The organism is Burkholderia sp. BCC1972, assembly GCF_905339605.1.
Taxonomy (GTDB): Bacteria; Pseudomonadota; Gammaproteobacteria; order Burkholderiales; family Burkholderiaceae; genus Burkholderia.
In genome coordinates this window covers 51,977-75,497 of sequence record NZ_CAJPGH010000010.1, presented here as the reverse complement: position 1 = coordinate 75,497, position 23,521 = coordinate 51,977, and the positions used below count along the sequence as shown (strand labels likewise).

Here is a 23,521-nt window from a genome sequence, read left to right as displayed (position 1 = left end):
ATGCTGTCCGCACAAGATCTCAAACTCACGTTCAATCCCGGCACGCCGATCGAGACACGCGCGCTGCGCGGGCTGTCGCTCGAGATTCCCGACGGCCAGTTCGTCGCGGTGATCGGCTCGAACGGCGCCGGCAAGTCGACCTTCCTCAATGCGGTCAGCGGCGACCAGCCGGTCGACGCGGGGCGCATCGCGATCGACGGCACGGATGTGACGCGCAAGGCCGCGTGGGATCGCGCGCACCTCGTCGCGCGCGTGTTCCAGGATCCGATGGCCGGCACCTGCGAGGCGCTGACGATCGAGGAGAACATGGCGCTCGCGATGGCGCGCGGCGTGCGGCGCGGTTTCCGCGCAGCGCTCGACCGGCCGTCGCGCGAGCTGTTCCGCGACAAGCTGCGGCTCCTGAACCTCGGCCTCGAGAACCGGCTGACCGACCGGATCGGGCTGCTGTCCGGCGGCCAGCGGCAGGCCGTGAGCCTGCTGATGGCGTCGCTGCGGCCGTCGCGGATCCTGCTGCTCGACGAGCACACGGCCGCGCTCGACCCGAAGACGGCCGCGTTCGTGCTGGAGCTGACCGCACGCATCGTCGCCGAGAGCAAGCTGACGACGATGATGGTCACGCACAGCATGCGGCAGGCGCTCGACTACGGCGACCGCACGGTGATGCTGCACCAGGGGCAGGTCGTGCTCGACGTGTCGGGCGACGCGCGCAAGGGGCTCGACGTGCCGGACCTGCTGCAGATGTTCGAGAAGGTGCGTCACGAGCAGCTCGACGACGACGCGCTGCTGCTCGGCTGACGGGCGGCCGGCGCGGTGCGAGGTGCTGCATCGTGCCGGTTTGCCTTCGGGTGGGCGTGCGGGTTCTGCCGGGCGATACGATCCGGCCGCACCCGCTCCGATGCGGCGTAACATGATGGCCGCACCGGCTTTTGCGCCGCTTTTCCTCTGACGAAAATCGGTTTCGCACCGGTGCTGTGCGACGCGGGCGCATTGCCATATACTGTATATCCATACAGTTGTGGGTGGCGTCATGCTCGCATCCTCCATTTCTCCCGAATCCCTTCATCCATCGCTCTGGCGCGGCTCGCAGCTCGCGCGCGGCGGCCCGCGCACGATCGAGACCGGCTTCGCGCCGCTGTCGGCCGAGCTGCCGGGCGGCGGCTGGCCGGTCGGCGGGCTCGTCGAATTGCTGGCCGCGCAGCCGGGCTGCGGCGAGATGCGGCTGCTCGCGCCCGCGCTTGCCCGCACCGTCAGCGCCCGGCGTCCGCTCGCGCTCGTCGCGCCGCCGCAATCGCCGCATGCAACCGCGCTCGCCAGCCTCGGCGTGCCGGCCGACGCGCTGCTGTGGCTGCGCGCCGGCAGCCGTGCGGACGCGCTGTGGGCCGCCGAGCAGGCACTCAGGACCGGCTGTTGCGGCGCGCTGCTGCTCTGGCAGGACGCGCGACCCGATGCGCTGCGGCGCCTGCATCTCGCGGCCGCGCGCACGGGCGACACGCTGTTCGTGATGCTGCGCCCGCTGTCGGCCGCGCGGCAGCCGTCGCCGGCCGTGCTGCGCGTCGCGCTGTATCCCGTGCCGGGCGGCGTGTCGCTCGACATCGTCAAGCGTCGCGGGCCCGCGCGCAGCGAGCCGCTCGTGCTCGACCTGCCGTCGCCTATCGTGGAGAGCCGCTATGCGCGTCTTGCTCGGCATCCATCTGCCGCGCCTGCCGCTCGACGTGTGCGCCCCGCCGCCGTCTGACGCAGCGGCCGGCGGCGCGGGCCGTGCGGTGCTCGAGCAGGGTGTCGTGCTGATCGCCGATGCGGCCGCGCGGCGGCAGGGCGTGCGCGCGGGCATGAAGCGCGGCGGCGTGCTCACGCTTGCGCCCGAGACGCAGCTCGTCGAACGCGATCCCGCACGCGAGGCCGACGCGTTGCGCGCGGTCGCGCTCGCGTTGCTGCGTTTCTCGCCGTGCGTCGCGCTCGACGACGAAGCCACGCTGCTCGTCGACGTCGGCCCGAGCCTGCGCCTGTTCGGCGGCCTGCCGTCGCTGTGCCGCCAGGTGCGCGCGACGCTCGCGGCGCTCGGCTATGCGGCGCGCCTGTCCGCCGCGCCGACCGGGCAAGGTGCGTGGCTGCTCGCGCGCACGTCGGCGCGCTCGCGCATCCGGCGCCGCGTCGCCGGCCGGGCCTCGCTCGTCCGTTCGCTCGACCGGCTGCCCTGCGTGCTGCTGCCCGATGCGCGTCCGTATGCGGGCTGGTTCGACGGCCTCGGCTGCCGCACGCTCGCCGATCTGCGCGGCCTGCCGCGCGCGGGGTTACAGCGCCGTTGCGGCCCCGCGCTGCTGGCCGCGCTCGATCGCGCGTACGGCGACGCGGTCGAGCCGCTGGCATGGATGGCGGTGCCGCCCGTGTTCGACGTGCGGCTCGAATTGCCGGAGCGCGTCGAATACGCGGAAGCCGTGCTGTTCGCCGCGCGCCGGCTCGTCGTGCAGCTGTGCGGCTGGCTGGCCGCGCGGCAGCTGTCGCTGGCCGCGATGACGTTCGATCTCGAACACGAGCGCGGCCGCCAGGCCGTGCCGCCGACGCCGCTCGAGCTGGCATTCGCCGCGCCGGTGCGCGACGAGGTGCACTTCATGCGGCTGCTCGGCGAGCGGCTCGCGCGCGTCGAATTGCCGGCCGCCGTGATCGCGGTGCGTCTGAAGGCCACGCGCGTCGAATCGGTCGCACCGCCGGCCGACGATCTTTTCCCCGAGCCGGGCGGCACGCGCGAGACGCGTGCGCGGCTGTTCGAGTTGCTGGTCGCGCGGCTGGGTGCGGAGAACGTATTGCGCGCGGCGCCGGTGGCCGATCACCGGCCCGAGGCCGCGAACCGCTGGCTGCCGCTCGATGCGCAGGCCGGCAAGCCGGCCGGCGGGCCGCCGGCGGTGCCGCCGCGGCCGGCGTGGTTGCTGGCCGAGCCGTTGCTGCTCCTGATGCGTGGCGAGCGGCCGGTATTCCATACACCGCTGAGGAGGATGTCGTCGGCGGAGCGGATCGAGGCCGGATGGTTCGATGGCCAGCTCGCTGCGCGCGATTACTACGTTGCGCAGGACGAAGCCGGTGCGTGCTACTGGATTTTTCAGGAACTGCCGAGCAGCAGTGGCGGGATCGAACCGCACTGGTTCCTGCACGGCTTGTTCGGGTGAACGGAGATGGTGGCGGAATTCAGCTGGCTGCCCGATTACGCGGAGTTGTTCTGCCGTTCGAACTTTTCGTTCCTGCATGGCGCGTCGCATGCGGACGAACTGGTCGAACGTGCGGTGGAACTCGGCTATCGCGGCATCGCGATCACCGACGAATGCTCGCTCGCCGGCGCGCCGCGGATGCATGTCGCGGCGAAGGCGAAAGGGCTGCCGCTCGTCATCGGTTCGTACTTCGAAGTCACGCCGGATGACGTCGCGCCCGGCCACGACCCGGGCCCCGGTGCGTTCGGGCTCGTGTTGCTCGCGCAGAACCGCGAGGGGTACGGCAACCTGTCCGAACTGATTTCGTGGCGGCGGATGGCGTCTCCGAAGGGGACTTACAAGCTGACGTCGCGGATGCTGTCGGCACCGCCTGCGGAGTTTGCGCACTTGCGCGGCATGCCCGACTGTTTCGCTATTCTCGTGCCCGCGTACCCGGTGCGGGCCGACGTGCTCGATGCGCAGGTCGCGTGGTTTCGCGCGACGTTCGGCGAGCGTGCGCGGCTCGGGCTCGTGCAGTTGCAGCGTGCGCTGGACGGCGCGCAGCGCGAGGAGATTCGCGCTGCGGCCGAGCGGCGCGGCGTGCGTGTCGTTGCGCTCGGCGACGTGACGATGCACCGGCGCTCGTGCAAGGAGCTGCAGGACGTGATGACGGCAATCCGCGTCGGCATGCCGGTTTCGGCGTGCGGCTATGCGCTGGCGCCGAATGCGGAACAGCATCTGCGCGCGCGGAACCGGATCGGGAATCTGTATTCGCCGGCGGAGATCGAGGAGACCTGCACGATTCTCGATACGTGCGATTTCGAACTCGACTCGCTGCGCTACGAGTATCCCGACGAGATCGTGCCGAAGGGGCATACGCCGACGAGTTATCTGGAGCAGGAAACCCTGGCAGGCGCGGCCGAGCGCTATCCGCAGGGTATCCCGGAGAAAGTCGAGAAGCAGATCCGCCATGAACTCGACCTGATCGCGCGGCTGAGCTACGAACCGTTCTTCCTGACCGTCTACGACATCGTCAAATACGCGCGCAGCCAGAACATCCTGTGCCAGGGGCGAGGCTCGGCGGCGAACTCGGTCGTTTGCTTCTGCCTCGGCATCACCGAGGTGAATCCCGAGCAGAGCACGATGCTGTTCGAACGCTTCATCAGCGCGGAGCGGGGCGAGCCGCCCGATATCGACGTATATAGAACCCTGTTTTCTACCGATGAGCGGCGCGTTTGCCTGTCAGCCTTTTGTCTCGGTACTTCACCCCCTTAGATGAATCGGTAGATATACGGAATCAATCGGGATAGCGCGAAAGAGCACCGTTTTCCAGGGCGTCGGCCACACGATGCGCCCGGATGCCTTGTTCGATGGAAATGTTCTGCATCGGTTGTACATCTCATGAACACATTGCCTCTCTCGTTGCCGGCATATGCCGAACTCTTCTGCTTATCGAACTTCACCTTCTTGGAGGGGGCTTCGCATGCGGAGGAGTTGGTCAAGCGAGCCGCTCAGCTGGGTTACTCCGGGATTGCCATCACGGACGAATGCTCTTTGGCGGGGGTTGTACGGGCGCATGTAGCGGCCAAGGACCTAAATTTTCCGTTGGTCATCGGTTCGTACTTCAAGCTGACTCAGGCCGATTCGTCTCCTGCCCTTGACCTAATCTTGCTGGCCCAGAACCGCGAAGGGTATGGCAATCTGTCCGAGCTCATTACGCTGGCACGCATGCGATCACCCAAAGGTGGATATCGCCTCACGCCACAGGATCTCTTGAAACCGGAGAAGGCGCATGCCCATCTGAGAGGCATGCCAGGGTGCCTCGCGATCCTGATTCCCAAGTTCCCCGCGAAACCGGAAGCGCTGGACGCTCAAGTTGAGTGGCTGTTGGAGACGTTCCCAGGGCGTGCATGGGTCGGCCTATGTCTGCATCAGCGCGCAATGGACAATCCCCATGCTGGTGTTGTCGAGCACATAGCGTATGGCAACGGTGTCCCAGTCGTTGCGGTCGGGCATGTAACCATGCATGTCCGTTCCAGGAAGCCGCTCCAGGACACAATGACGGCGATCCGTATAGGTAAGCCCGTCGCAGAATGCGGCTATGAGCTTGCACCGAATGCCGAGCAGCATCTGCGGTCGAGGATGCGCTTGGCGCATCTCCATCATCCAAACGCGTTAAACGAGACGGTCGCGATTCTTTCACGTTGCGGGTTCTCGCTCGATGAGTTGCGTTACGAGTACCCCGATGAACTAGTGCCGGCTGGGCTCACACCAACCGAATATCTACGACAAGAAACATACAGTGGAGCGCATCGTCGCTTCTCGAACGGCATCCCTCTCAACGTGCAGGCGCAGCTCGAACATGAGCTAGAGCTCATCACGGAATTGAGCTACGAGCCATATTTTTTGACGGTGTACGACATCGTCAAATTCGCACGTAGCGAAGGAATTCTCTGTCAGGGCCGCGGGTCAGCAGCCAATTCCGCGGTCTGTTATTGCCTTGGCATAACGGAGGTGGATCCTGCGCGATCGACGATGCTGTTCGAACGGTTCATCAGCCGGGAACGCAATAGTCCACCGGACATAGATGTCGATTTCGAGCATCAAAAGAGAGAAATCGTTATGCAATACATCTATCGAAAGTATGGACGTGACCGCGCAGCTATCGCTGCCGCGGTATCGACTTACCGTGCACGAGGTGTGCTTCGGGACGTAGGGAAGGCAGTCGGTGTTGATGCGCAGATTGTCGATCGAGTTGCCAAGGCACATCACTGGTTCGACGGTACGGCAGACTTACTCGAGCGATTCTCGGAGTCAGGGCTTGATCCATCAGCACCCATCATTCAAACGTGGGCATCGCTTGCTGCGCAGCTGTGTGGTTTTCCTCGACACCTTTCCCAGCACTCCGGTGGCTTTGTCATCAGTCGAGGAAAGTTGTCACGCCTTGTGCCGATCGAGAACGCAGCAATGCAGGACCGTAGCGTGATTCAGTGGGATAAGGATGACCTTGAGTCGCTCGGGTTGCTCAAAGTGGATGTGTTGGCGTTGGGAATGCTGAGCGTCATTCGTCGGGCGCTTGATCTCATATCCTTGCACCGTGGTGAACCGTTTGAGATGCAGAATATCCCGTCAGAGGATTCGGAGACGTACGACATGATCTCGAACGCGGATACGGTTGGCGTATTTCAGATCGAGTCGAGAGCGCAACAGTCGATGTTGCCACGATTGAAGCCACGGACGTTCTACGACCTCGTAATTGAGGTGGCGATCGTGCGTCCTGGTCCGATTCAAGGAGGTGCTGTCCATCCGTATTTGAAGCGACGTCAAGGAATAGATCCGGTTAGCTATCCGAGCAAGGATCTGGAAACAGCACTAGCTCGAACGCTCGGCGTGCCGATCTTCCAGGAGCAAGTGATGCAGGTCGCAATTCTCGCGGCCGGTTTTTCTCCCGGGGAGGCCGACGGACTACGGCGCGCGATGGCAGCCTGGAAGCGCAAAGGCGGGCTGGAGCCATATCACGATCGCCTGGTGAGTGGCATGTTGATACGAGGCTACGAAAGGGAATTTGCCGAAGCGATCTTTGCTCAGATAAAGGGGTTTGCCGACTATGGTTTCCCGGAAAGCCATGCGGCAAGCTTTGCGTTGCTTGTCTATGTCAGCAGCTGGTTGAAATGTCACGAACCAGAGGCGTTCCTTGTATCGTTACTGAATAGCCAGCCAATGGGGTTCTACTCGCCCTCACAGCTTATCCAAGATGCGAAACGTCATGGGGTTACGGTCTTGCCTGCAGACGTCGCGATCAGCAACTGGGAGTCGTCTCTGGAATATCCAGAAGTGGGCTGTCGTCCCGTTGTTCGGCTTGGTCTCTCTCTTCTGCACGGGATGCGAGCGGAGGCGGCTGATCGCATTGAAATGGCCCGAGCCGTTGAGCTATTTTCGTCAACGATAGATCTGGCTCGGCGGGCTCAGTTGGATCGACATGATTTGCATGTTCTGGCTCGATCCGATGCGCTTGCGTCGCTGGCTGGCGGTCGTCGAAGTGCGCTGTGGGAATCCGTTGTCGCTGCTCCGGACAAGGATCTGCTTGCTTCAGCAAATGTGGTTGATGAAACACCTGATCTCGGATGGGCATCCGAAGGGGACGAGATACAGAGTGACTACCAGTCTATGGGGCTGACGCTGCGACGACACCCCCTAGCGTTGCTGCGTCCGATGCTACATGCGAAGAAGCTCATGCCGGCCGCTACGTTAAACACCTACCCAAACGGAAGGCTTGCGCGTGCATGTGGGTTGGTCACCGTACGACAGCGGCCGGGAACCGCGAAGGGCGTAATCTTCGTCACGCTTGAGGACGAAACCGGAAACGTGAACGTTATTATCTGGCCGAAGTTGATAGAGATGCAGCGTAAGGAAGTCCTTGGTGCTAGGCTGTTAGCGGCGTTGGGCGTTTGGCAAAGTGTTGACGGGGTGCAACATCTGGTTGCCAAGCGTCTGGTGGATCTCTCCCATCTTCTAGGCGAGTTGCCGACGGTCAGTCGTAATTTTCACTAGAGAGAAATCAACGAGGAGGAGAACACGATGTCGACACAAAGCATCGAGAGCAGATGCATTTACTGTTCGAGCCTTGGGCCATTCAGTGCCGAGCATATGATTCCCGCGGGATTAGGCGCTGACGACAAGCGATATCTTCTTCGCAACATGGTTTGCAAGACGTGCAACACAACCGTCTTCTCACCACTCGAACTTGAGTGGTTGCGGAACTCTCCGACGGCGATCGGCCGAATTTTTATGCAGGCGCAGGGGCGAAAGCGCGGTAGTAAGGAAAACCCGCCGAAACTAGGGGCAGGAACGAAGGTCGTAGTTACGCCGGAAGGCTATACAGCCGAGGCAGAAATAGGCTACCAAGGTAAAGCGACAATTCTTCCGCAGATGATTCTCGTTGATGAGCATCAGTGCAGTGTGACAGGCTCGAAAAAAGAGGAGTTCGATCGGTTCATTTCCCAGGTTCAGGAGGGATTGGGGGCATCGATATCATGTGCGTCCAAGCTCGGCGGGACGTCAACACGCAAGTTCAAGATCACAGCATTTGTGTGGGAAGACGGGAGTTACATAGAACATAGTCAAATTGCCGCAGACGAGTTACCGGCCGCCAGCTTTCTGCACTTTCCCATCGAGCCAAATGAGCACGGAAAATTCACGTCCAACAGCAGACTCTTCCGGCGTCCTAACGGACAAGTAGTATTGCGTCTTAGGAACGACCTGCCGCTCGACAAAGCTCTGACCGCATTCCGAAAGGTCGTCGAGGGGCTTGATCTAGCGACGCTTGTGGAAAGCGATCTCCGGAATCCTCTCGTCAACATAGGCTTCTCATTTCAACTCGATGTGACCGCTCGAGTACTCGCCAAGACTGGACTTAATATTCTGGGGCATCTCTTGGGGGCAGACTATGTCGGGCACCCAGCGTTCCAGAACATCAAGAAAGCGATCAAGACAGGTGAGCCATCTATTCCGCCCTACATGGACGAAGCAAAGGCCCCTTTTCGAATGTTCTTTTCAGGGTTGCCTAACACGCATCATGGCTTTTTGATCTCAGCTCATCCATGGCACGGACAAACATGCGGCGTCGGATTGGCGACACGGTTGTATGGGTCCCAAGTCGAAGTCGTGGCGCTTGGCCACGGCCTACCTCAACCTCCAATTGACTTGCCACTGGTGTTTACCGTCGACTATGGTGAGCATCTCATTGAGCAATACAGTTTGATGGACTACATGCGGAAGTATCCAATCAACCCCTCGTCACCCGACGCCTACCATGTACTGTCGGGCTAGGCTGCCGTACGCAGACTGTACGTTCGTTGAGCAACTGCGCATGGCATGGTACGAAGCCCGTCTGCTAGGCAAGCACAATATCGTCCATCGTTCTGGAGCAAGTATTGTTCGTCAAGAATCGGATTTGCGCAGTTGTCGAGGAAGCATTCGATCAAGTTCTTCATCGGTAAAGAACAACTCCTCGGCATCCTTGAGCGCTTTCTGTGCAGCCAGATAAGCCGCCGCATCTGTCCGGGGTGCAACGCCGTAAATTGCCTCGAGTGCTGCGTTGAACCGATCACGCTCCTGCCTGACTTCGGCGAGTTCGCGTCCATCCTTCAGGTCCACCAGAAGTGATAGCAATGCCTCGCGAACGGCCCAAAGTTTCGACGCAACTTCGTTATGCTTTTGAATCTTTTCTGCGAGGCTGGCTTCCTTAAAGTACAGCGTAACACCTAGCAGTATCGTTGAACATACTGCACCAACCACCGTGCCAGAATGGGTGTCGCCAAAAACGGCCAAAAGTAGGCTGGTGGTAGTGATTGCCGAGAGCAGAATTTCAACCGACTTGAAGATACGATGTCGAGTGGTATATCGATCCGCCATCTTCTCATGGGTCTTGTGGGTGTACGCGACACGCCCATACATCTCGCGTACCTGACCATCAAGCGTTGCCTCGGGCAGGCCCACGTTCGCGCTATGCTGGGAAAGCTGTTCCATATATTTCCCTATATTTCTTTCGAGCAGACCAATTCTCACCACGAAGCTGATGAGTGATAGCTTCGAGCGCGCGCAGCTCGGCCGAACGCGCCTTGTGCTGGAACACTAGCCCACGTGAAACGTAGGAGTTGCTTCCGGGGGCCAACCAGTATCCTTGGTTGATGTTGAGGTTTGCGAGAAAGTGGAAGAAGTCCCGAGTCATATAGTCATAATAGACATACGACTTGTCGCGATACACCCACGTCGCGAGAAACTGGTAGGCCAGAGTGTCGATTAGCATGCCGCTTATCCCAACGTTGTTGCAATCACGCCAAGCCCGCGTCATCCTGCCTAATTCTATGAGGTTGCCGTTACACGTTCCGTCACGTAACGAGAATGCTTCCATCTCTTGCTTGGGTTTGCATGCCCTCCAACTTCCACCGTTGTTCGAGTCTGCGAAGGTGTAGTAACCGTCGACATTTAGAAAGGCGGGCAAGACGTCGAACCGGGTACCATCATCGAACCTGATCACGACGACTTGGCCGTCTCCAACCATATCAGTGACGCGATACGTGTTCCGGATGGAGTTTTTGATCAAACTCAGCAATGCAGATTGACCATTACCAACATGGTTGTTGAACCGTTGATATAGTGTGGCCGGAAGTTCGTACACGAGATCCACATCACTGACGCTGGGAATTGCAGTGTTTCGGCCATATGATCCGGCGTAGAAGCGGTTTGCGTTACCTGACGTAAGACCACGAAGGTCACTATTCAATTGAGTGATGATGCGCGCAGTTCTATACGCGATTGATTCGCGTTTCTCTCGACCGATCCGCAGGTTGCTGCAGAAGGTGGCAAACCATTCCCCCTCGCCCATACGCCTCCTTGTTCTTAGTTCTCGCAGAGCGAAAACGATTATAGCTCTGCAACCTCTGGATGTAGCGACCGCGTACATTCACGAAAGCTGGCAAGGGGGTAAGACGGCGTGGTCCGGAAACCCGTGGTCGAGCTAGCGGGGACGTGTCCCTACCCCTTGTCTCGTTCGGTCTGGACCCATTGGAGTGTCTCGGCCCATTGAGCTGGGGGTGAGTAACGTCTGAACAATTCCGTCTGCTTCACACGAGAGTCGGGTTGACTGTCCTCGTCGCTGGATTTGGATTAGTGGAGGCTGCTTGTTAAACACAACTTCCAAGGCGTCCAGCAGGCATGGAGGGACGTCACGACGCTCCCCGGACGGCTTGATATCCAGTCCTAGCTCTTCCGTGGGAGCATGGCTAAATGCCTCGGTCAACGAAAAAGGGCACCGCAGGGATTCTCGCTCGAGCAGCCGCGCTAATCTCTTGTTTTCCCGCGCAAGCCTCTCGTTATCCTGCCTAAGAATGTCGATGTGCAACCTGGTCTTGGCGTCCAGATCGGTTGCCGGATAGTGCGTAGCGTAAGCTGTTGGTGGAACGTTCGGAACTCCGCACCAGCATCTTCCGTGCATCATCGAATGTTGAAAATCCGAGCATGGCAACGAACATATTGAAGTATGTATTCCAAGTCGGTCGTTTCCGATGTGATAGCGTGTGCTAGGTGCTCACGTGCTTCAGCGTGCAAGTGCAGGTCGCATAACGACACCGGCGATTCTCAACCAGTAGGGCGTTGTGACATATGTACTGCCGTAGCGGTGACATAACTAATACGATCTACGGATGGTGAAAATTCCCCAGTCTAAGGCTATAGTGCATGAAAACGCCGAAACCTTCGGGGAGGGGTAAATGAAAGTGATGGGGTTCCCTTTGCGCCGCCGGACCTTCCTCGGGTTGCCGATAACTTCGCTCTTCGTGTACGCCGTTTCGGGGCTTCTAGGTCTATCTGCCCGAGCAGACGGCAATCGAGTATGGCGCATCAACGCAACCAACTATACTTCTGGGATTCGCAGTTTTTTTGACTTGCTGCAAGATTCTGCCAAGGCGGGCGGTAGCCTTCCCGTCGCCTCGGTGATGTGGTACTTTCCGCTCAATCCAACTACGCCAGATGCCTTTCAGCGCCTAGCCAAACGTAGTGACGTCGCTTTTGCGTCGGGTATCGCAGTGGCAGAGGGGAAGTACGATTCCTTAGACTTCAAGGACGACGCCATCGGGGCGGTGTCTGTCATTCTTCCTACGCGACTTTCTGCGAAATACGTAACATCCGCGGAAGAAATTCGATTCGACTTTGAAGGGAATGATGACCAGTTGGCACAGGTAGTCATCTGGAATATCCCACAAGATCTCTTTATGCCCAAGTCCTTACGGGTAAAAGCACTCTCGTTCAAAGCGGATGGAACACGGATTGTGCTCTCGAACTCAGTGAACACTGGTCTATTGGAGATGCAACTCTTCACTGGACATTCAGCACTCGCACGGGTCACGCTTGCGTCAACGGACAAGTTATCGACCGCGGAGGCTGTAATGCTGTTGGCCGCGAACACTTCGGTATGTTGCAACGGGATTTGTACGGACGGAAATGGAGGCGTCGGCTCCGATGACCAGGTGAACACAACCTATTCAATCGTTAGACGGGTCGTTCCTCCTACCTCAGGAACGTGCTCGATCTTAGAAGTGAAGCCAAGCAATCCTCCGCCCATGAATGAGTACGCAGTAGTTGCGGGCGGCTTCCGTTCTATGGAGGCCGCAAGCCAAGCGATGAATACGAAGTACAAAGACGTATGTACGCCTCCCAAGAAGTGACATACGGGCGCAGGTTCTTGATTGCTATTGCTGCTCTCGCAAGCGCTGGGGTTCAAATTTACCATGACGGTCGTCCTGTAATCACGACGGTAACCGTTATGCTGCAACTGGCAGCTATATTTTTTGGTGGAATGCCCGGGGCCATAAGCTGGTTAGCCTTTTCCAGGAACCACTCCCAACTACCTCAACTCAGGACCTGGGACGGCTCAATGCACCTTTTCATCGTCGTAAGTTTGATAATTCAGCTGGGTTTTGCGAAATACCTTTCGGACAGATATTTAGGATGCGCCGGGGCGCTCCTCTTGCTTAGCTATGGTTGTGCCAAGCAAGGTTGTTATCGGCTGGGATGCTGTGGATGGACGTCCGATCCTACGAAACTTCGAATGTTTTCAGGGTTACGCGCCCGGGTGGAGTTGCAGAAGATGGAAGCACTTTTGTCCTTCACCGCCGGCATCTGCCTAATGATCGCCGTAGCACAAGGGGCCGGTAGCCCCCAGTCGTTGTTTTTCGTAGGCCTAGTCACTCATTTGGGATTTCGACATCTGTTCGTCTCGGTACGCACTCCCAATAACTAAGGTTCGTCGCGACCCGTCATTTCTCTAATTCTCTAGCGTCAAAATGATGTCGGTATCACGAACTTGCACCTCCACCACCCCAAATGGCGACATCGTAATGGATTCGGCAAACGTTGAGTTTGGCAATGAAACAGGTAGCCTCAGGCCGACCGATTTCGCCAACTTGTACAGAATATCAACTGCCTCGTCGGGCAACGAGACGCCAACGCCTCCGCCAATTCCTGTATCGAGGTGGGCTCCAGCTTCCATGACCCACGGCTCGCCTACCGTCGCAGGCGAGCCGACGGACCGCATCCTAATGTTGCCGAACTCTGCAGCTGCTTTCATCACTTGCTTTACTCTTGCTGCGCCCTTTCCCCAGAACTTGACCATGCCAACGTAGCTGGATTCACGCTGGCTTCCTACAATCATCGCGACGAGGACCTGCGACGCAACGTTAGGCAGAATCGCCAAACTTTCGAGTGAAACTCCAGAGCTGGTCAAAGCAGCAATTACTTTTGGTCGAAACACGTCAACAAGAAGCTGGGCGGTCAACTTGATAGAAATTTGCTCCTTCACCGCAGGGGCAGGGGCGTCATGCCCGACGGGGGTTCTGTTGCGATTGGAGTAGTAGAGTCGGCCAAGGCCGCCTTGAAGACGCACCGCGTGTAGACTGAGGCCCAGTGTCGAGAGTTCCTTCGGGAGATCCACTGGAATGTTTCCCTGTATCTCGCCGGCAAATATGCTGCTGACGAGTTTCGACTCCAATGCAGGCACTAGCAATTCGCCGTCAGGGGAGTTGGTGACGACGATGGGGGTTGAAAGTGCTTCTACAGCGGGCTTCTTCGATGTGTCGCGAGGAAGTTTTATGAAAAACGATTGGTGCACTAACAGTTCGACACCTTGTTCATCTGCCGCGCCCGCCGCTGATGAGGGAGTAGCGCTGGCGTTGGCCTGGGAGGGCTGCGGGTACCTCACAAACAGCTTCTGCGAGAAGATGACCTCGTCGACCCGTAAGCCGGCATGGGGTAGATCTCCACTGCTAGTCGCAATGGTTGACTCCAGAAGCGCTACATTGCTTCCCGCGAGGTTACTTAGACTTTCACGCAGCTTTTGAAAGAGGCTCGGATGTCGCACGTCCAAGCATATTTCGAGAGTGTGACTACCGGCAATCAGCGGCCAAAGATACTTGCGAACGGCCGCCCGCTTTGCCAGCAGCGGATTCTTCTCAACTGGGGTCAACAACTCCGGAACGCAACTTGCCGCCGTTATCGTAGCAGCCAGCGAACGTTGAACGAGTGCCGAGCGCTGCTCAAGGTCGAACATCAGTGCATCGACCGTTAATCTGAAGGTGTTGTAACGGCGCTCTTCACGAGTTTGCACGTTATCCCCCTTGGGGCTGGTCTCGGCAGGTAATCAGTTCTTGCAATGAGGAGTCTATACCATCAGATATCGCCTTGAATTCCGTCGCACGCTTTTCAAAGTCCGAATACATTTTCCGGAGTTCTGTCACTTGGTCGGATATGTCAGCCATTTTAGACGCTAGCTGGAGCATGCGCTCACGCATTTCTTCTTCCCAAGCATCGTCAAATACCGACGCAGCAGAGGCGGTCAGCAGACCTTCATACTGCAAATCAACGGGACTCCAGGAGCTGGAATAGAATCTCGATGGGCCGTGTGAAAACACAAGTCGCGAGTCGCGAAGTTTGCTGAATGGTCGTTCCTCATCCTTTGTATTTGGAAACAGAATCTGGCGTAAAGACAGTGGCGCAATGACAATGTCGCGATGAATGAAATGGAGAGGATGTAGTCCCCCACGGTAGCCAAAGCCCTTTGTCGCCAACTTGCTGAAGAAGGTGCTCCAATCCAGAGTGGGATACTTCGATGCTAAGGTCTTGGTTTGTGACACCATTTCGGGAGATAGGCCAGCAAGTGGGGCTTCTCTGTCAAAGACCGTCAGCCATCGGTTGAGGGCTGCTGCGTATTGAGTCGTCGCGGTTGGACTCGCTCTTAGGGCATCAGCCAATCCACTCGCGACAGCAGCGGAGATATCTTCGCCATCGAGATAGATGCGAAGGTCTGAGATTTCACTAGTCTGCAGATTGCTTGAGGGGAATGTGGATTCTAGCCAGAAGGTGAGACGGATATCTGCCAAATAGGGAAGGTTGTCCGTATTAAGCAGTAGCACGGCTTCAGGAGCTGCGCGACTGAACACGTGGGTCGATTGCACCTGCCGGATGTGCTCCATACCTTCCCCGAAAGTGTGGTACCCGTATTGTTGGATGGATACTTTCACAACGATTCTCGCAAGTCAAGGATGTTCGCCAAGTGATCTAATCCATGTGCGCATGCCGTCGCGAAATCCTTCGGGGACGAAATCAGAGTTGATCGGAATATTGTTTCAGCTGGTTAGTCGTATGTCACCCTCGGTGCTTTTGTCACGACGGTCGGGATTCCTGCATTGAGCATCGGGCGGGCTGCATCCACATAGTGAATAAGCCGTTCGCGTGGCGGGTTTGAGCGACGAGCGAGCGGGAACTATTGGCCGGAAGCCGCATATCGCTCATCCACCGTTATGTGTCAGAGCGGTTCGGTTGTGCCCGCATGCGCGAAAATCAGTAGAGCGCACACAGGTACTATATCGACGTCGACTTCGAGCATCAGCGCCGGGAAGAAGTGATCCAGCACATCTACAAGAAATATGGGAACGACCGTGCCGCACTCGCGGCCGCTGTATCGACCTACCGTCCGCGCGGTGTGCTGCGCGAAACCGGCAAGGCGCTCGGTGTCGATCCGATGCTGGTCGATCGTGTCGCGAAGGGGCACCGCTGGTTCGACGGTAGTCGCGATCTGCTGCAACAATTCGGGACGATCGGGCTCGATCCGCAGACGCCGCTCATCCAGGCATGGGCCCGACTCGCCGCGCGGCTCCTCAACTTTCCGCGCCACCTGTCGCAGCATTCGGGCGGGTTCGTGATCAGTCGCGGCAAGCTCACGCGGCTCGTGCCGGTTGAAAACGCGGCGATGGATGGGCGTCGCGTGATTCAGTGGGATAAAGACGATCTCGAATCGCTCAAGCTGATGAAGGTCGACGTGCTCGCGCTCGGCATGCTGTCGGCGCTGCATCGCGCATTCGACATGCGCACCGCGTGGCGCGGGCCGCCGGAACCGGACGGCGAGCCGTTCACGCTGAAGCACATTCCACAGGACGATGAAGCGACCTACGACATGATCTGCCGCGCCGATACGGTCGGCGTGTTCCAGATCGAATCGCGCGCGCAGATGTCGATGCTGCCGCGCCTGCGGCCCCGTACCTATTACGACCTGGTGATCGAGGTCGCGATCGTGCGGCCGGGGCCGATCCAGGGCGGGGCCGTGCATCCCTACCTGAAGCGGCGCCAGGGCATCGAAAAGGTCAGTTATCCAAAGGAGGACCTGAAGCCTGCACTCGAACGTACGTACGGCGTGCCGATCTTCCAGGAGCAGGTGATGCAGATCGCGATGATCGCGGCAGGCTTCACACCCGGCGAGGCTGATGAACTGCGTCGCGCGATGGCCGCCTGGAAGCGCAAGGGCAATCTCGAGCAGTATCACCGCAAGATCGTCGACGGGATGCGGGAGCGCGACTATCCGCCTGAATTTGCCGAGCAGATCTTCGAGCAGATCAAGGGCTTCGGCGATTACGGTTTCCCCGAAAGCCACGCGGCGAGCTTCGCGAAACTCGCGTACGCGAGCAGTTGGCTCAAGTGCCACGAACCCGCGATCTTCCTCGCGGCGCTGCTGAACAGCCAGCCGATGGGTTTCTACCCGCCGTCGCAACTCGTGCAGGACGCGAAGCGCCACGGCGTGCAGGTCCTGCCGATCGACGTGACGCACAGCAACTGGGAAGCCGCGCTCGAAGCGCTGCCCGGCCAGCTGCCGCCGCACGGCCAGCCGGCCGTGCGGCTCGGCCTGTCGCTCGTGCGCGGCCTCGGCGAAACCGCCGCGCGCCGCATCGAAGCCGCACGCGCCGCCGGCCCGTTCGACAGCGTCGACACGCTCGCGCGCCGCGCGCAGCTCGAACGCCGCGACCTCGAAGCGCTCGCCGCCGCGAATGCGCTCGCGACGCTCGCCGGCCATCGCCGCGACGCGCTGTGGCAGGCCGTCGCCGCGGCGCCGGAGCGCGACCTGCTCGCTGCCGCGCCGATCGACGAAGCGGAGAAACCCGCGCTCGGCGCGCCGTCGGAAGCCGACGACATCCTCGCCGACTATCACACCACCGGCCTCACGCTGAACCGCCACCCGGTCGCGCTGCTGCGGCCCGCGCTGCGCGCGCGGCGGCTGTCGTCCGCGGCCGAACTGCACGACCGGCCCGACGGCCGGCTCGCGCGAGCGTGCGGGCTCGTGACCGCGCGGCAGATGCCGGGCACCGCGAAAGGCGTGATGTTCATGACGCTCGAGGACGAAACGGGCTGCGTGAACCTGATCGTCCGGCCCGAGCTGCTCGCACGGCAGCGCCGCGAAACCCTCGATTCGCGGCTGCTCGCGGCGTCCGGCGTGTGGCAGGTCGCGAGCGACGTGAGGCACCTCGTCGTGCAGCATTTCGAGGATCTGACGCCGCTGCTCGGCGGCCTGCGCACGTCGAGCCGCGAGTTTCACTGACACGCGAGTCGCACGGCACACCCGCAGCCGATGCATACCAGTTGCTCAAATTGGTTCTATTCCGGTCTCATATCCGCACCCAAAACCTGGCCGGACCGCACGCTGGAACTGTCCCCTTGCATACCACTCCGGGTAAATCCCTATCCCGCACTTCGTTGTAAACAAAGGTTTTCTCAGTACTAAAACGCTTGCGGGGCAAGGCTTTCGGAGATTTTCGCGACGCTAATACCAGTTCGTTGACTGGTATTATGGTGGTTATATAATGCGTTCACTTTCGATGGCCCGAGGCCGTCGTCCGACACCCGGAGGCACATGGAAACCGGCTGGTCCGAACTGGCGCCCGATCCCCTCGACGACACGCCGCTCTATCTGCAGCTCGCCCGCAACCTGGCGAGCGCGATTCACGGCGGCGCGTGGCGGGCCGGCGAGGCGCTGCCGTCGGAGCGGCTGTTGTCGGTGTCGGTCGGCGTGTCGCGGATCACGGCCCGTCGCGCACTGGCGCTGCTGGTCGAGCAGGGGCTGATCAAGCGGGCGCGCGGGGCCGGCAGTTTCATCACGCCGCGTGTCGCCGATCCGCTGTCGCGCCTCGTCGGCTTCACCGCGAAGATGCAGCAGCGCGGCTTCGTGCCCGATTCGGTGTGGCTGTCGCGCACGCTGCGCACCGCGAGCCGCGACGAGATCACGCGGCTCGGCCTCGCGCCAGGCGCGTCGGTGGCGCGGCTCGAACGGCTGCGCCGCGCGGACGGCATCGTGATGGCCGTCGAGCATTCGACGCTGCCGGCCGCGGTGGTGCCCGATCCGCAGGCGCTCGGCGCGTCGCTGTACGAATTCCTCGACGCGCGCGGCATGACCGTCGTGCGCGCGCTGCAGCACTTTCGCGCGGCGAATGCGCCGCATGCGATCGCGAAATGGATGGCGGTGAAGCCGGGCTCGGCGCTGCTGGTGATCACGCGAATCGGCTACGGCGCCGACCAGCGCGCGATCGAAGTGACTGAAACGTATTGCCGCGACGACTATTACGACTTCGTCGCCGAACTGAAACGCTGACGCGCGATGGAACGCAATCGCGCGCAATGAATCGCACCGAATTTGCAAATCACGACGCGGATGCCCGCGTCACCAGATCATCAAGAGAACGTCATGCTGACTGGAAACATCCTCACCCCCGACGGCTGGATTCACGGTTCGCTCGATAGCGAGAACGGCCGCATCACCACGCTCGACGGCACGCCCGTCGATCCCGCGAAGAACGACTCGCCGTACATCCTGCCCGGCTTCATCGACCTGCACGTGCACGGCGGCGGCGGCGCCGACGTGATGGAAGGCGGCGACGCGATCGAGACGATCGCCCGCACGCACGCGCAATTCGGCACGACGAGCCTGCTCGCGACGACGATGACCGCGCCGCGCGACGAGCTGATGCAGGTCGTCGCGAACCTCGGCACCGTTGCGCGCACGCGTACGCCGGGCGGCGCGCGCGTGCTCGGCGTGCACCTCGAAGGGCCGTACATCAATCCCGGCAAGCTCGGCGCGCAGCCCGACGCGGCCGTATCGGCCGTGCTCGACGAAGTGCTGAAGTACCTGTCGATCGCGCCGATCCGCGTCGTCACGCTCGCGCCGGAGATCGCGGGCCACATCGAGATCATCGGCGAGATGGCCGCGCGCGGCGTGCGCGTGCAGCTCGGCCACTCGCTCGCGACCTACGACGACGCGGTCGCCGCGCTCAAGCACGGCGCATGCGGTTTCACGCACCTGTTCAACGCGATGTCGCCGCTGCATCACCGCAATCCGGGCCTGGTGGGCGCGGCGCTTGCTCACGCCGAATACGCGGAAATCATCCCCGACCTGCTGCACGTGCACCCGGGCGCGATTCGTGCCGCGCTGCGCGCGATTCCGCGCCTGTACGTCGTGACCGACAGCACGTCGGCCACCGGCATGCCCGACGGCGAATACCGCCTCGGCAGCCAGCACGTGACGAAGTGCCTCGGCGGCGTGCGGCTGGCCGACGGCACGCTCGCCGGCAGCACGCTGACGATGGACCAGGCGCTGCGCAACCTCGTGTCGCTCGGCCTGCCGATCGCCGACGTGTCGAACCGGATGTCGCGCTACGCGGCCGACTACCTCGGCGTCGCCGATCGCGGCCGCCTCGAGCGCGGCGCATGGGCCGACCTCGCGGTGTTCGACCGCGACCTGAACCTCACCGCGACCTACGTCGAAGGAGAATCGATTGTCGAATATGCTTAAGGAAGCGCGCGAGTCCGCCCAGGTCGTCGCCGCGCAGATCGCCGACACCTCGCGCGTCGAAGCGCTCGCCGGCCAATTGCTCGATCACCCGCCGGCCGTCGCGCTGACGGTCGCACGCGGCAGCTCGGATCACGCCGCGAGCTATTTCGCGAGCCTGACGATGAGCCGCCTCGGCGTGCCGGTCGCGTCGCTGCCGATGTCGGTCGCGACGCTGCAGCAGGCGCCGCTGAAGGTGCAGGATCAACTCGCGATCGCGTTCTCCCAGTCGGGCAAGAGCCCCGATCTCGTCAACACGATGGCCGCGCTGCGCGAAGCCGGCGCGCGCACCGTCGCCGCCGTGAACGTGCTGCCGTCGCCGCTCGCCGATGCATGCGAGCACCAGCTGCCGCTGCTCGCCGGCCCCGAACTGTCGGTCGCCGCGACGAAGAGCTATATCGCGATGCTGTCGCTGTCCGCGCAGATCGTCGCGTACTGGCAGCGCGACGCCGCGCTGATCACCGCATTGCGCGGCTTGCCCGACGTGCTCGCGCAGGCCGGCCGGCTCGACTGGTCGCAGGCCGTCGCCGCGCTCGCGGGCGTCGAGCGGATGATCGTCATCGGCCGCGGCCTCGGCCTCGCGATCGCGCAGGAAGCCGCGCTGAAGCTGAAGGAAACGTCCGGCATCCAGGCCGAGGCGTTCTCGAGCGCCGAAGTCCGCCACGGCCCGATGGAGCTGATCGACCGCGACTATCCGCTGCTCGTGTTCGCGCCGCCGGGCCCCGAGCAGGCCGGCCTGCTGCAGCTCGCCGACGACATGCGCGCCCGCGGCGCGGCCGTGCTGCTCGCGGCGCCCGCCGGCACGCCCGGCGTATCGGGCACCGTGCTGCCGCTCGCGCAGTCCGCCCATCCGGCGCTCGACCCGATCGCCGCCATTCTTTCGTTCTACGTGATGGCAGCCGATCTCGCCGTCGCGCGCGGCCGCAATCCCGACACGCCGCGCCACCTGAACAAAGTCACCGAAACGCACTGATAGCCGAGACAGCCGATGAGACGCGCCGAGGAGTCCCAGTTGAAGAGCCCCACCCACGATCAGATCGTCCTGCTTAGCCCCATGACGGGGCCGATCGTCGCGCTGGCCGACGTGCCCGATCCGGTGTTCTCCGGCGGGATGTTCGGCGACGGCATCGGCATCGACCCGCTCGCGGGCAAACTCGTCGCGCCGTGCGCGGGCGTCGTGTCGCATCTCGCGCGCACGGGCCATGCGGTGACGATCACGACGCCGCAAGGCGCGGAAGTGCTGCTGCACATCGGCATCGACACGGTCGAGCTGAACGGGCAGGGCTTCATCGCGCACGTCGAGGCCGGCGCTCGCGTCGAAGCCGGCGCGTTGCTGATCGAGTTCGACCAGGACGCGGTGGCGCGCAATGCGCATTCGCTCGTGTCGGTGGTCGCGATCGCGAACTCCGACGCGTTCGAGGTCGTCGATCGCGCGAGCGGTTTCGCGACGGCCGGCGAGACGCCGCTGCTCGCGCTGCGCGGCAAGGGCGCAGCCGCTGCGCAGGCGGCGCAAACCGGCGCGGCGGCCATGAACGAAGTGCGCCGCGAGATCGTGCTCGCGCAGCCGGGCGGTCTGCATGCGCGGCCGGCCGCGCGTGCGCGTGAAGCCGTGCGCGGGTTCGACGCGACCGTCGACGTGTTGTTCGACGGCCGCAAGGCGTCGATCGCGAGCGTCGTCGGCCTGCTCGGCCTGGGCGCTGGCGAAGGCGCGACGGTCGAACTCGTCGGCCGCGGCGCGCACGCGCAACAGGCCGTCGAGGCGGTCGAGCACGAGCTGCTGCGCGAAGCGCACGGCGAAGTCGAGGAGCGGCCGGCGCGGATGTCGTCGCCCGTGCCGCAGACGATCGCACGCAACACTGGCGCACCCATCGATCCGAACACGCTCGCCGGCGTGTGCGCGGCGCCCGGCATCGCGGTCGGCACGCTGGTGCGTCTCGACCATGCGGAAATCGTGCCGCCCGAGCAGGCGGCCGGCACACCGGCCGCCGAAAGCCGCCAGCTCGACCAGGCGCTGAAGGCGGTCGATGCCGAACTCGACGAAACGGTGCGCAACGCATCGGCGCGCGGCGCGGTCGGCGAAGCGGGCATCTTCGCGGTGCATCGCGTGCTGCTCGAGGATCCGACGCTGATTGACGCGGCGCGCGACCTGATCAGCCTCGGCAAGAGCGCGGGCTTTGCATGGCGCGCGACGATCCGCACGCAGATCGACACGCTGTCGAAGCTCGACGACGCGCTGCTCGCCGAACGCGCGGCCGACCTGCGCGACATCGAGAAGCGCGTGCTGCGCGCGCTCGGCCACACGAACGGCGCCGCGCGTGCGCTGCCCGACGAGGCCGTGCTCGCGGCCGAGGAATTCACGCCGTCCGATCTTTCGTCGCTCGATCGCCAGCGCGTGACCGCGCTCGTGATGGCGCGCGGCGGCGCGACGTCGCACGCGGCGATCATCGCGCGGCAGCTCGGCATTCCGGCGCTGGTCGCGGTCGGCGATGCGCTGTACGCGATTCCGGACGGCACGCAGGTCGTCGTCGATGCGAGCGCGGGCCGGCTCGAACACGCGCCGACCGCCCTCGACGTCGAACGCGCGCGGCACGAGCGCCAGCGCCTGGACGGCGTGCGCGAGGCGAACCGGCAACTGGCCGGTGTCGCAGCAGAGACGGTCGACGGCCGCGCGATCGAGGTTGCCGCGAACATCGCGACGCTCGACGACGCGAACACCGCGGTCGACAACGGCGCCGACGCGGTCGGCCTGCTGCGCACCGAGCTGATGTTCATCCATCGCCAGGCCGCACCGACGGTCGTCGAACACCAGCAGAGCTACCAGTCGATCGTCGACGCGCTGCAGGGTCGCACCGCGATCATCCGCACGCTCGACGTCGGCGCCGACAAGGAAGTCGACTACCTGACGCTGCCGCCCGAACCGAACCCGGCGCTCGGCCTGCGCGGCATCCGCCTCGCGCAGGTGCGCCCCGATCTGCTCGACGACCAGCTGCAGGGCCTGCTCGCGGTGAAGCCGTTCGGCGCGGTGCGCATCCTGCTGCCGATGGTCACCGACGCGGGCGAGCTCGTGCGGCTGCGCAGGCGCATCGACGAATTCGCGCGTGCGCAGGGCCGCACCGAGCCGATCGAGGTCGGCGTGATGATCGAGGTACCGTCAGCCGCGCTGCTGGCCGACCAGCTCGCGCAGCACGCGGATTTCCTGTCGATCGGCACCAACGACCTGACGCAGTACACGCTCGCGATGGACCGCTGCCAGGCCGACCTGGCCGCGCAATCCGACGGCCTGCATCCGGCCGTGCTGCGCCTGGTCGACATCGCGGTGCGCGGCGCCGCGAAGCACGGCAAGTGGGTCGGCGTGTGCGGCGCCCTCGGCGGCGATCCGCTCGCGGTGCCGATCCTGGTGGGCCTCGGCGTGACCGAACTGTCGGTCGACCCCGTATCGGTGCCGGGCATCAAGGCGCGTGTGCGCCGTCTCGATTACCAGTTGTGCCGTCAGCGCGCGCAGGACCTGCTCGCGCTCGATTCGGCACAGGCGGTAAGGGCAGCAAGTCGCGAGGTCTGGCCGCTCGACTGAACGTCGGCGGCAGGTTCGCGACCCGTATTACGACGAAAGCCATCAGCTCAACGACGATCAACGACGAGACAA

14 protein-coding genes and 2 pseudogenes are annotated in these 23,521 nt (G+C 62.2%); 12 read left to right on the top strand and 4 right to left on the bottom strand.

From position 1 onward, the window contains the following. The 6 genes and pseudogenes from U5798_RS16380 to U5798_RS16355 all read left to right on the top strand — a co-directional run bounded on the left by U5798_RS16380 (position 1) and on the right by U5798_RS16355 (position 9,008). Positions 1-795, top strand: a complete 795-nt coding sequence (locus U5798_RS16380) for an ABC transporter ATP-binding protein (protein ID WP_124452114.1) — start codon at positions 1-3, stop codon at positions 793-795. 232 nt (positions 796-1,027) lie between these two features. Next, positions 1,028-1,735: a translesion DNA synthesis-associated protein ImuA gene (gene imuA / locus U5798_RS16375; protein ID WP_124452112.1), complete on the top strand. Its 708-nt coding sequence runs from the start codon at positions 1,028-1,030 to the stop codon at positions 1,733-1,735. Then, the gene (locus U5798_RS16370) at positions 1,668-3,161 is read left to right on the top strand and encodes a DNA polymerase Y family protein (RefSeq protein WP_322082662.1); all 1,494 of its coding nucleotides are present in this window, start codon (positions 1,668-1,670) and stop codon (positions 3,159-3,161) included. Before imuA ends, U5798_RS16370 begins: the two co-directional genes overlap by 68 nt. A gap of 6 nt (positions 3,162-3,167) precedes the next feature. Then, positions 3,168-4,379: pseudogene (locus tag U5798_RS16365) on the top strand (PHP domain-containing protein); the annotation flags it as partial. Positions 4,380-4,580: 201 nt separating this feature from the next. Then, positions 4,581-7,730 (top strand): error-prone DNA polymerase, encoded by a 3,150-nt coding sequence (locus U5798_RS16360; RefSeq protein ID WP_322082661.1) that lies wholly within the window; start codon positions 4,581-4,583, stop codon positions 7,728-7,730. Positions 7,731-7,757: 27 nt separating this feature from the next. Continuing rightward, the gene (locus tag U5798_RS16355) at positions 7,758-9,008 is read left to right on the top strand and encodes a hypothetical protein (RefSeq protein ID WP_322082660.1); all 1,251 of its coding nucleotides are present in this window, start codon (positions 7,758-7,760) and stop codon (positions 9,006-9,008) included. 111 nt (positions 9,009-9,119) lie between these two features. Here U5798_RS16355 and U5798_RS16350 read toward each other — a convergent pair whose 3' ends face one another. Both U5798_RS16350 and U5798_RS16345 read right to left on the bottom strand, forming a co-directional pair. After that, entirely contained in the window at positions 9,120-9,707 is a 588-nt protein-coding gene (locus tag U5798_RS16350) for an SLATT domain-containing protein (RefSeq protein ID WP_322082659.1), read from the bottom strand. Continuing rightward, positions 9,685-10,566 (bottom strand): SMODS domain-containing nucleotidyltransferase, encoded by an 882-nt coding sequence (locus U5798_RS16345; RefSeq protein ID WP_322082658.1) that lies wholly within the window; start codon positions 10,564-10,566, stop codon positions 9,685-9,687. The genes U5798_RS16350 and U5798_RS16345 overlap by 23 nt, the downstream gene beginning before the upstream one ends. Positions 10,567-11,449: 883 nt before the next feature. Here U5798_RS16345 and U5798_RS16340 point away from each other — a divergent pair. Then, positions 11,450-12,403 (top strand): hypothetical protein, encoded by a 954-nt coding sequence (locus U5798_RS16340; RefSeq protein WP_322082657.1) that lies wholly within the window; start codon positions 11,450-11,452, stop codon positions 12,401-12,403. 599 nt (positions 12,404-13,002) lie between these two features. Here U5798_RS16340 and U5798_RS16335 read toward each other — a convergent pair. Further along, positions 13,003-14,340 carry a hypothetical protein gene (locus U5798_RS16335; protein ID WP_322082656.1) on the bottom strand — a complete coding sequence of 446 codons (1,338 nt, stop codon included), beginning with the start codon at positions 14,338-14,340 and terminating at the stop codon, positions 13,003-13,005. 1 nt (position 14,341) lies between these two features. Continuing rightward, complete coding sequence (locus U5798_RS16330; RefSeq protein ID WP_322082655.1) at positions 14,342-15,253, bottom strand: hypothetical protein; 912 nt, start codon at positions 15,251-15,253, stop codon at positions 14,342-14,344. Between the two features lie 344 nt (positions 15,254-15,597). Here U5798_RS16330 and U5798_RS16325 point away from each other — a divergent pair. From U5798_RS16325 to ptsP, 5 genes and pseudogenes are all read left to right on the top strand, one after another. Next, positions 15,598-17,598 (top strand): annotated as a pseudogene (locus U5798_RS16325) (error-prone DNA polymerase); the annotation flags it as partial. Positions 17,599-17,910: 312 nt separating this feature from the next. Beyond that, on the top strand, positions 17,911-18,645 hold the full coding sequence (locus tag U5798_RS16320; protein WP_322082654.1) for a GntR family transcriptional regulator: 735 nt from the start codon (positions 17,911-17,913) through the stop codon (positions 18,643-18,645). Between the two features lie 93 nt (positions 18,646-18,738). Continuing rightward, positions 18,739-19,842, top strand: a complete 1,104-nt coding sequence (nagA, locus tag U5798_RS16315) for an N-acetylglucosamine-6-phosphate deacetylase (protein ID WP_124452104.1) — start codon at positions 18,739-18,741, stop codon at positions 19,840-19,842. Then, positions 19,835-20,851, top strand: a complete 1,017-nt coding sequence (locus U5798_RS16310) for an SIS domain-containing protein (protein ID WP_124452395.1) — start codon at positions 19,835-19,837, stop codon at positions 20,849-20,851. Before nagA ends, U5798_RS16310 begins: the two co-directional genes overlap by 8 nt. Positions 20,852-20,866: 15 nt before the next feature. Next, positions 20,867-23,449 (top strand): phosphoenolpyruvate--protein phosphotransferase, encoded by a 2,583-nt coding sequence (ptsP, locus tag U5798_RS16305; protein ID WP_322082653.1) that lies wholly within the window; start codon positions 20,867-20,869, stop codon positions 23,447-23,449. Positions 23,450-23,521: the final 72 nt, after the last annotated feature.

Excerpts from the sequence above, each read along its gene's own strand:
- U5798_RS16380 (WP_124452114.1), top strand. The coding sequence starts at position 1 with ATGCTGTCCGCACAAGATCTCAAACTCACGTTCAATCCCGGCACGCCG.
- imuA (WP_124452112.1), top strand. The coding sequence starts at position 1,028 with ATGCTCGCATCCTCCATTTCTCCCGAATCCCTTCATCCATCGCTCTGG.
- U5798_RS16370 (WP_322082662.1), top strand. The coding sequence starts at position 1,668 with ATGCGCGTCTTGCTCGGCATCCATCTGCCGCGCCTGCCGCTCGACGTG.
- U5798_RS16360 (WP_322082661.1), top strand. The coding sequence starts at position 4,581 with ATGAACACATTGCCTCTCTCGTTGCCGGCATATGCCGAACTCTTCTGC.
- U5798_RS16355 (WP_322082660.1), top strand. The coding sequence starts at position 7,758 with ATGTCGACACAAAGCATCGAGAGCAGATGCATTTACTGTTCGAGCCTT.
- U5798_RS16350 (WP_322082659.1), bottom strand. The coding sequence starts at position 9,707 with ATGGAACAGCTTTCCCAGCATAGCGCGAACGTGGGCCTGCCCGAGGCA.
- U5798_RS16345 (WP_322082658.1), bottom strand. The coding sequence starts at position 10,566 with ATGGGCGAGGGGGAATGGTTTGCCACCTTCTGCAGCAACCTGCGGATC.
- U5798_RS16340 (WP_322082657.1), top strand. The coding sequence starts at position 11,450 with ATGAAAGTGATGGGGTTCCCTTTGCGCCGCCGGACCTTCCTCGGGTTG.
- U5798_RS16320 (WP_322082654.1), top strand. The coding sequence starts at position 17,911 with ATGGAAACCGGCTGGTCCGAACTGGCGCCCGATCCCCTCGACGACACG.
- nagA (WP_124452104.1), top strand. The coding sequence starts at position 18,739 with ATGCTGACTGGAAACATCCTCACCCCCGACGGCTGGATTCACGGTTCG.
- U5798_RS16310 (WP_124452395.1), top strand. The coding sequence starts at position 19,835 with ATGCTTAAGGAAGCGCGCGAGTCCGCCCAGGTCGTCGCCGCGCAGATC.
- ptsP (WP_322082653.1), top strand. The coding sequence starts at position 20,867 with ATGAGACGCGCCGAGGAGTCCCAGTTGAAGAGCCCCACCCACGATCAG.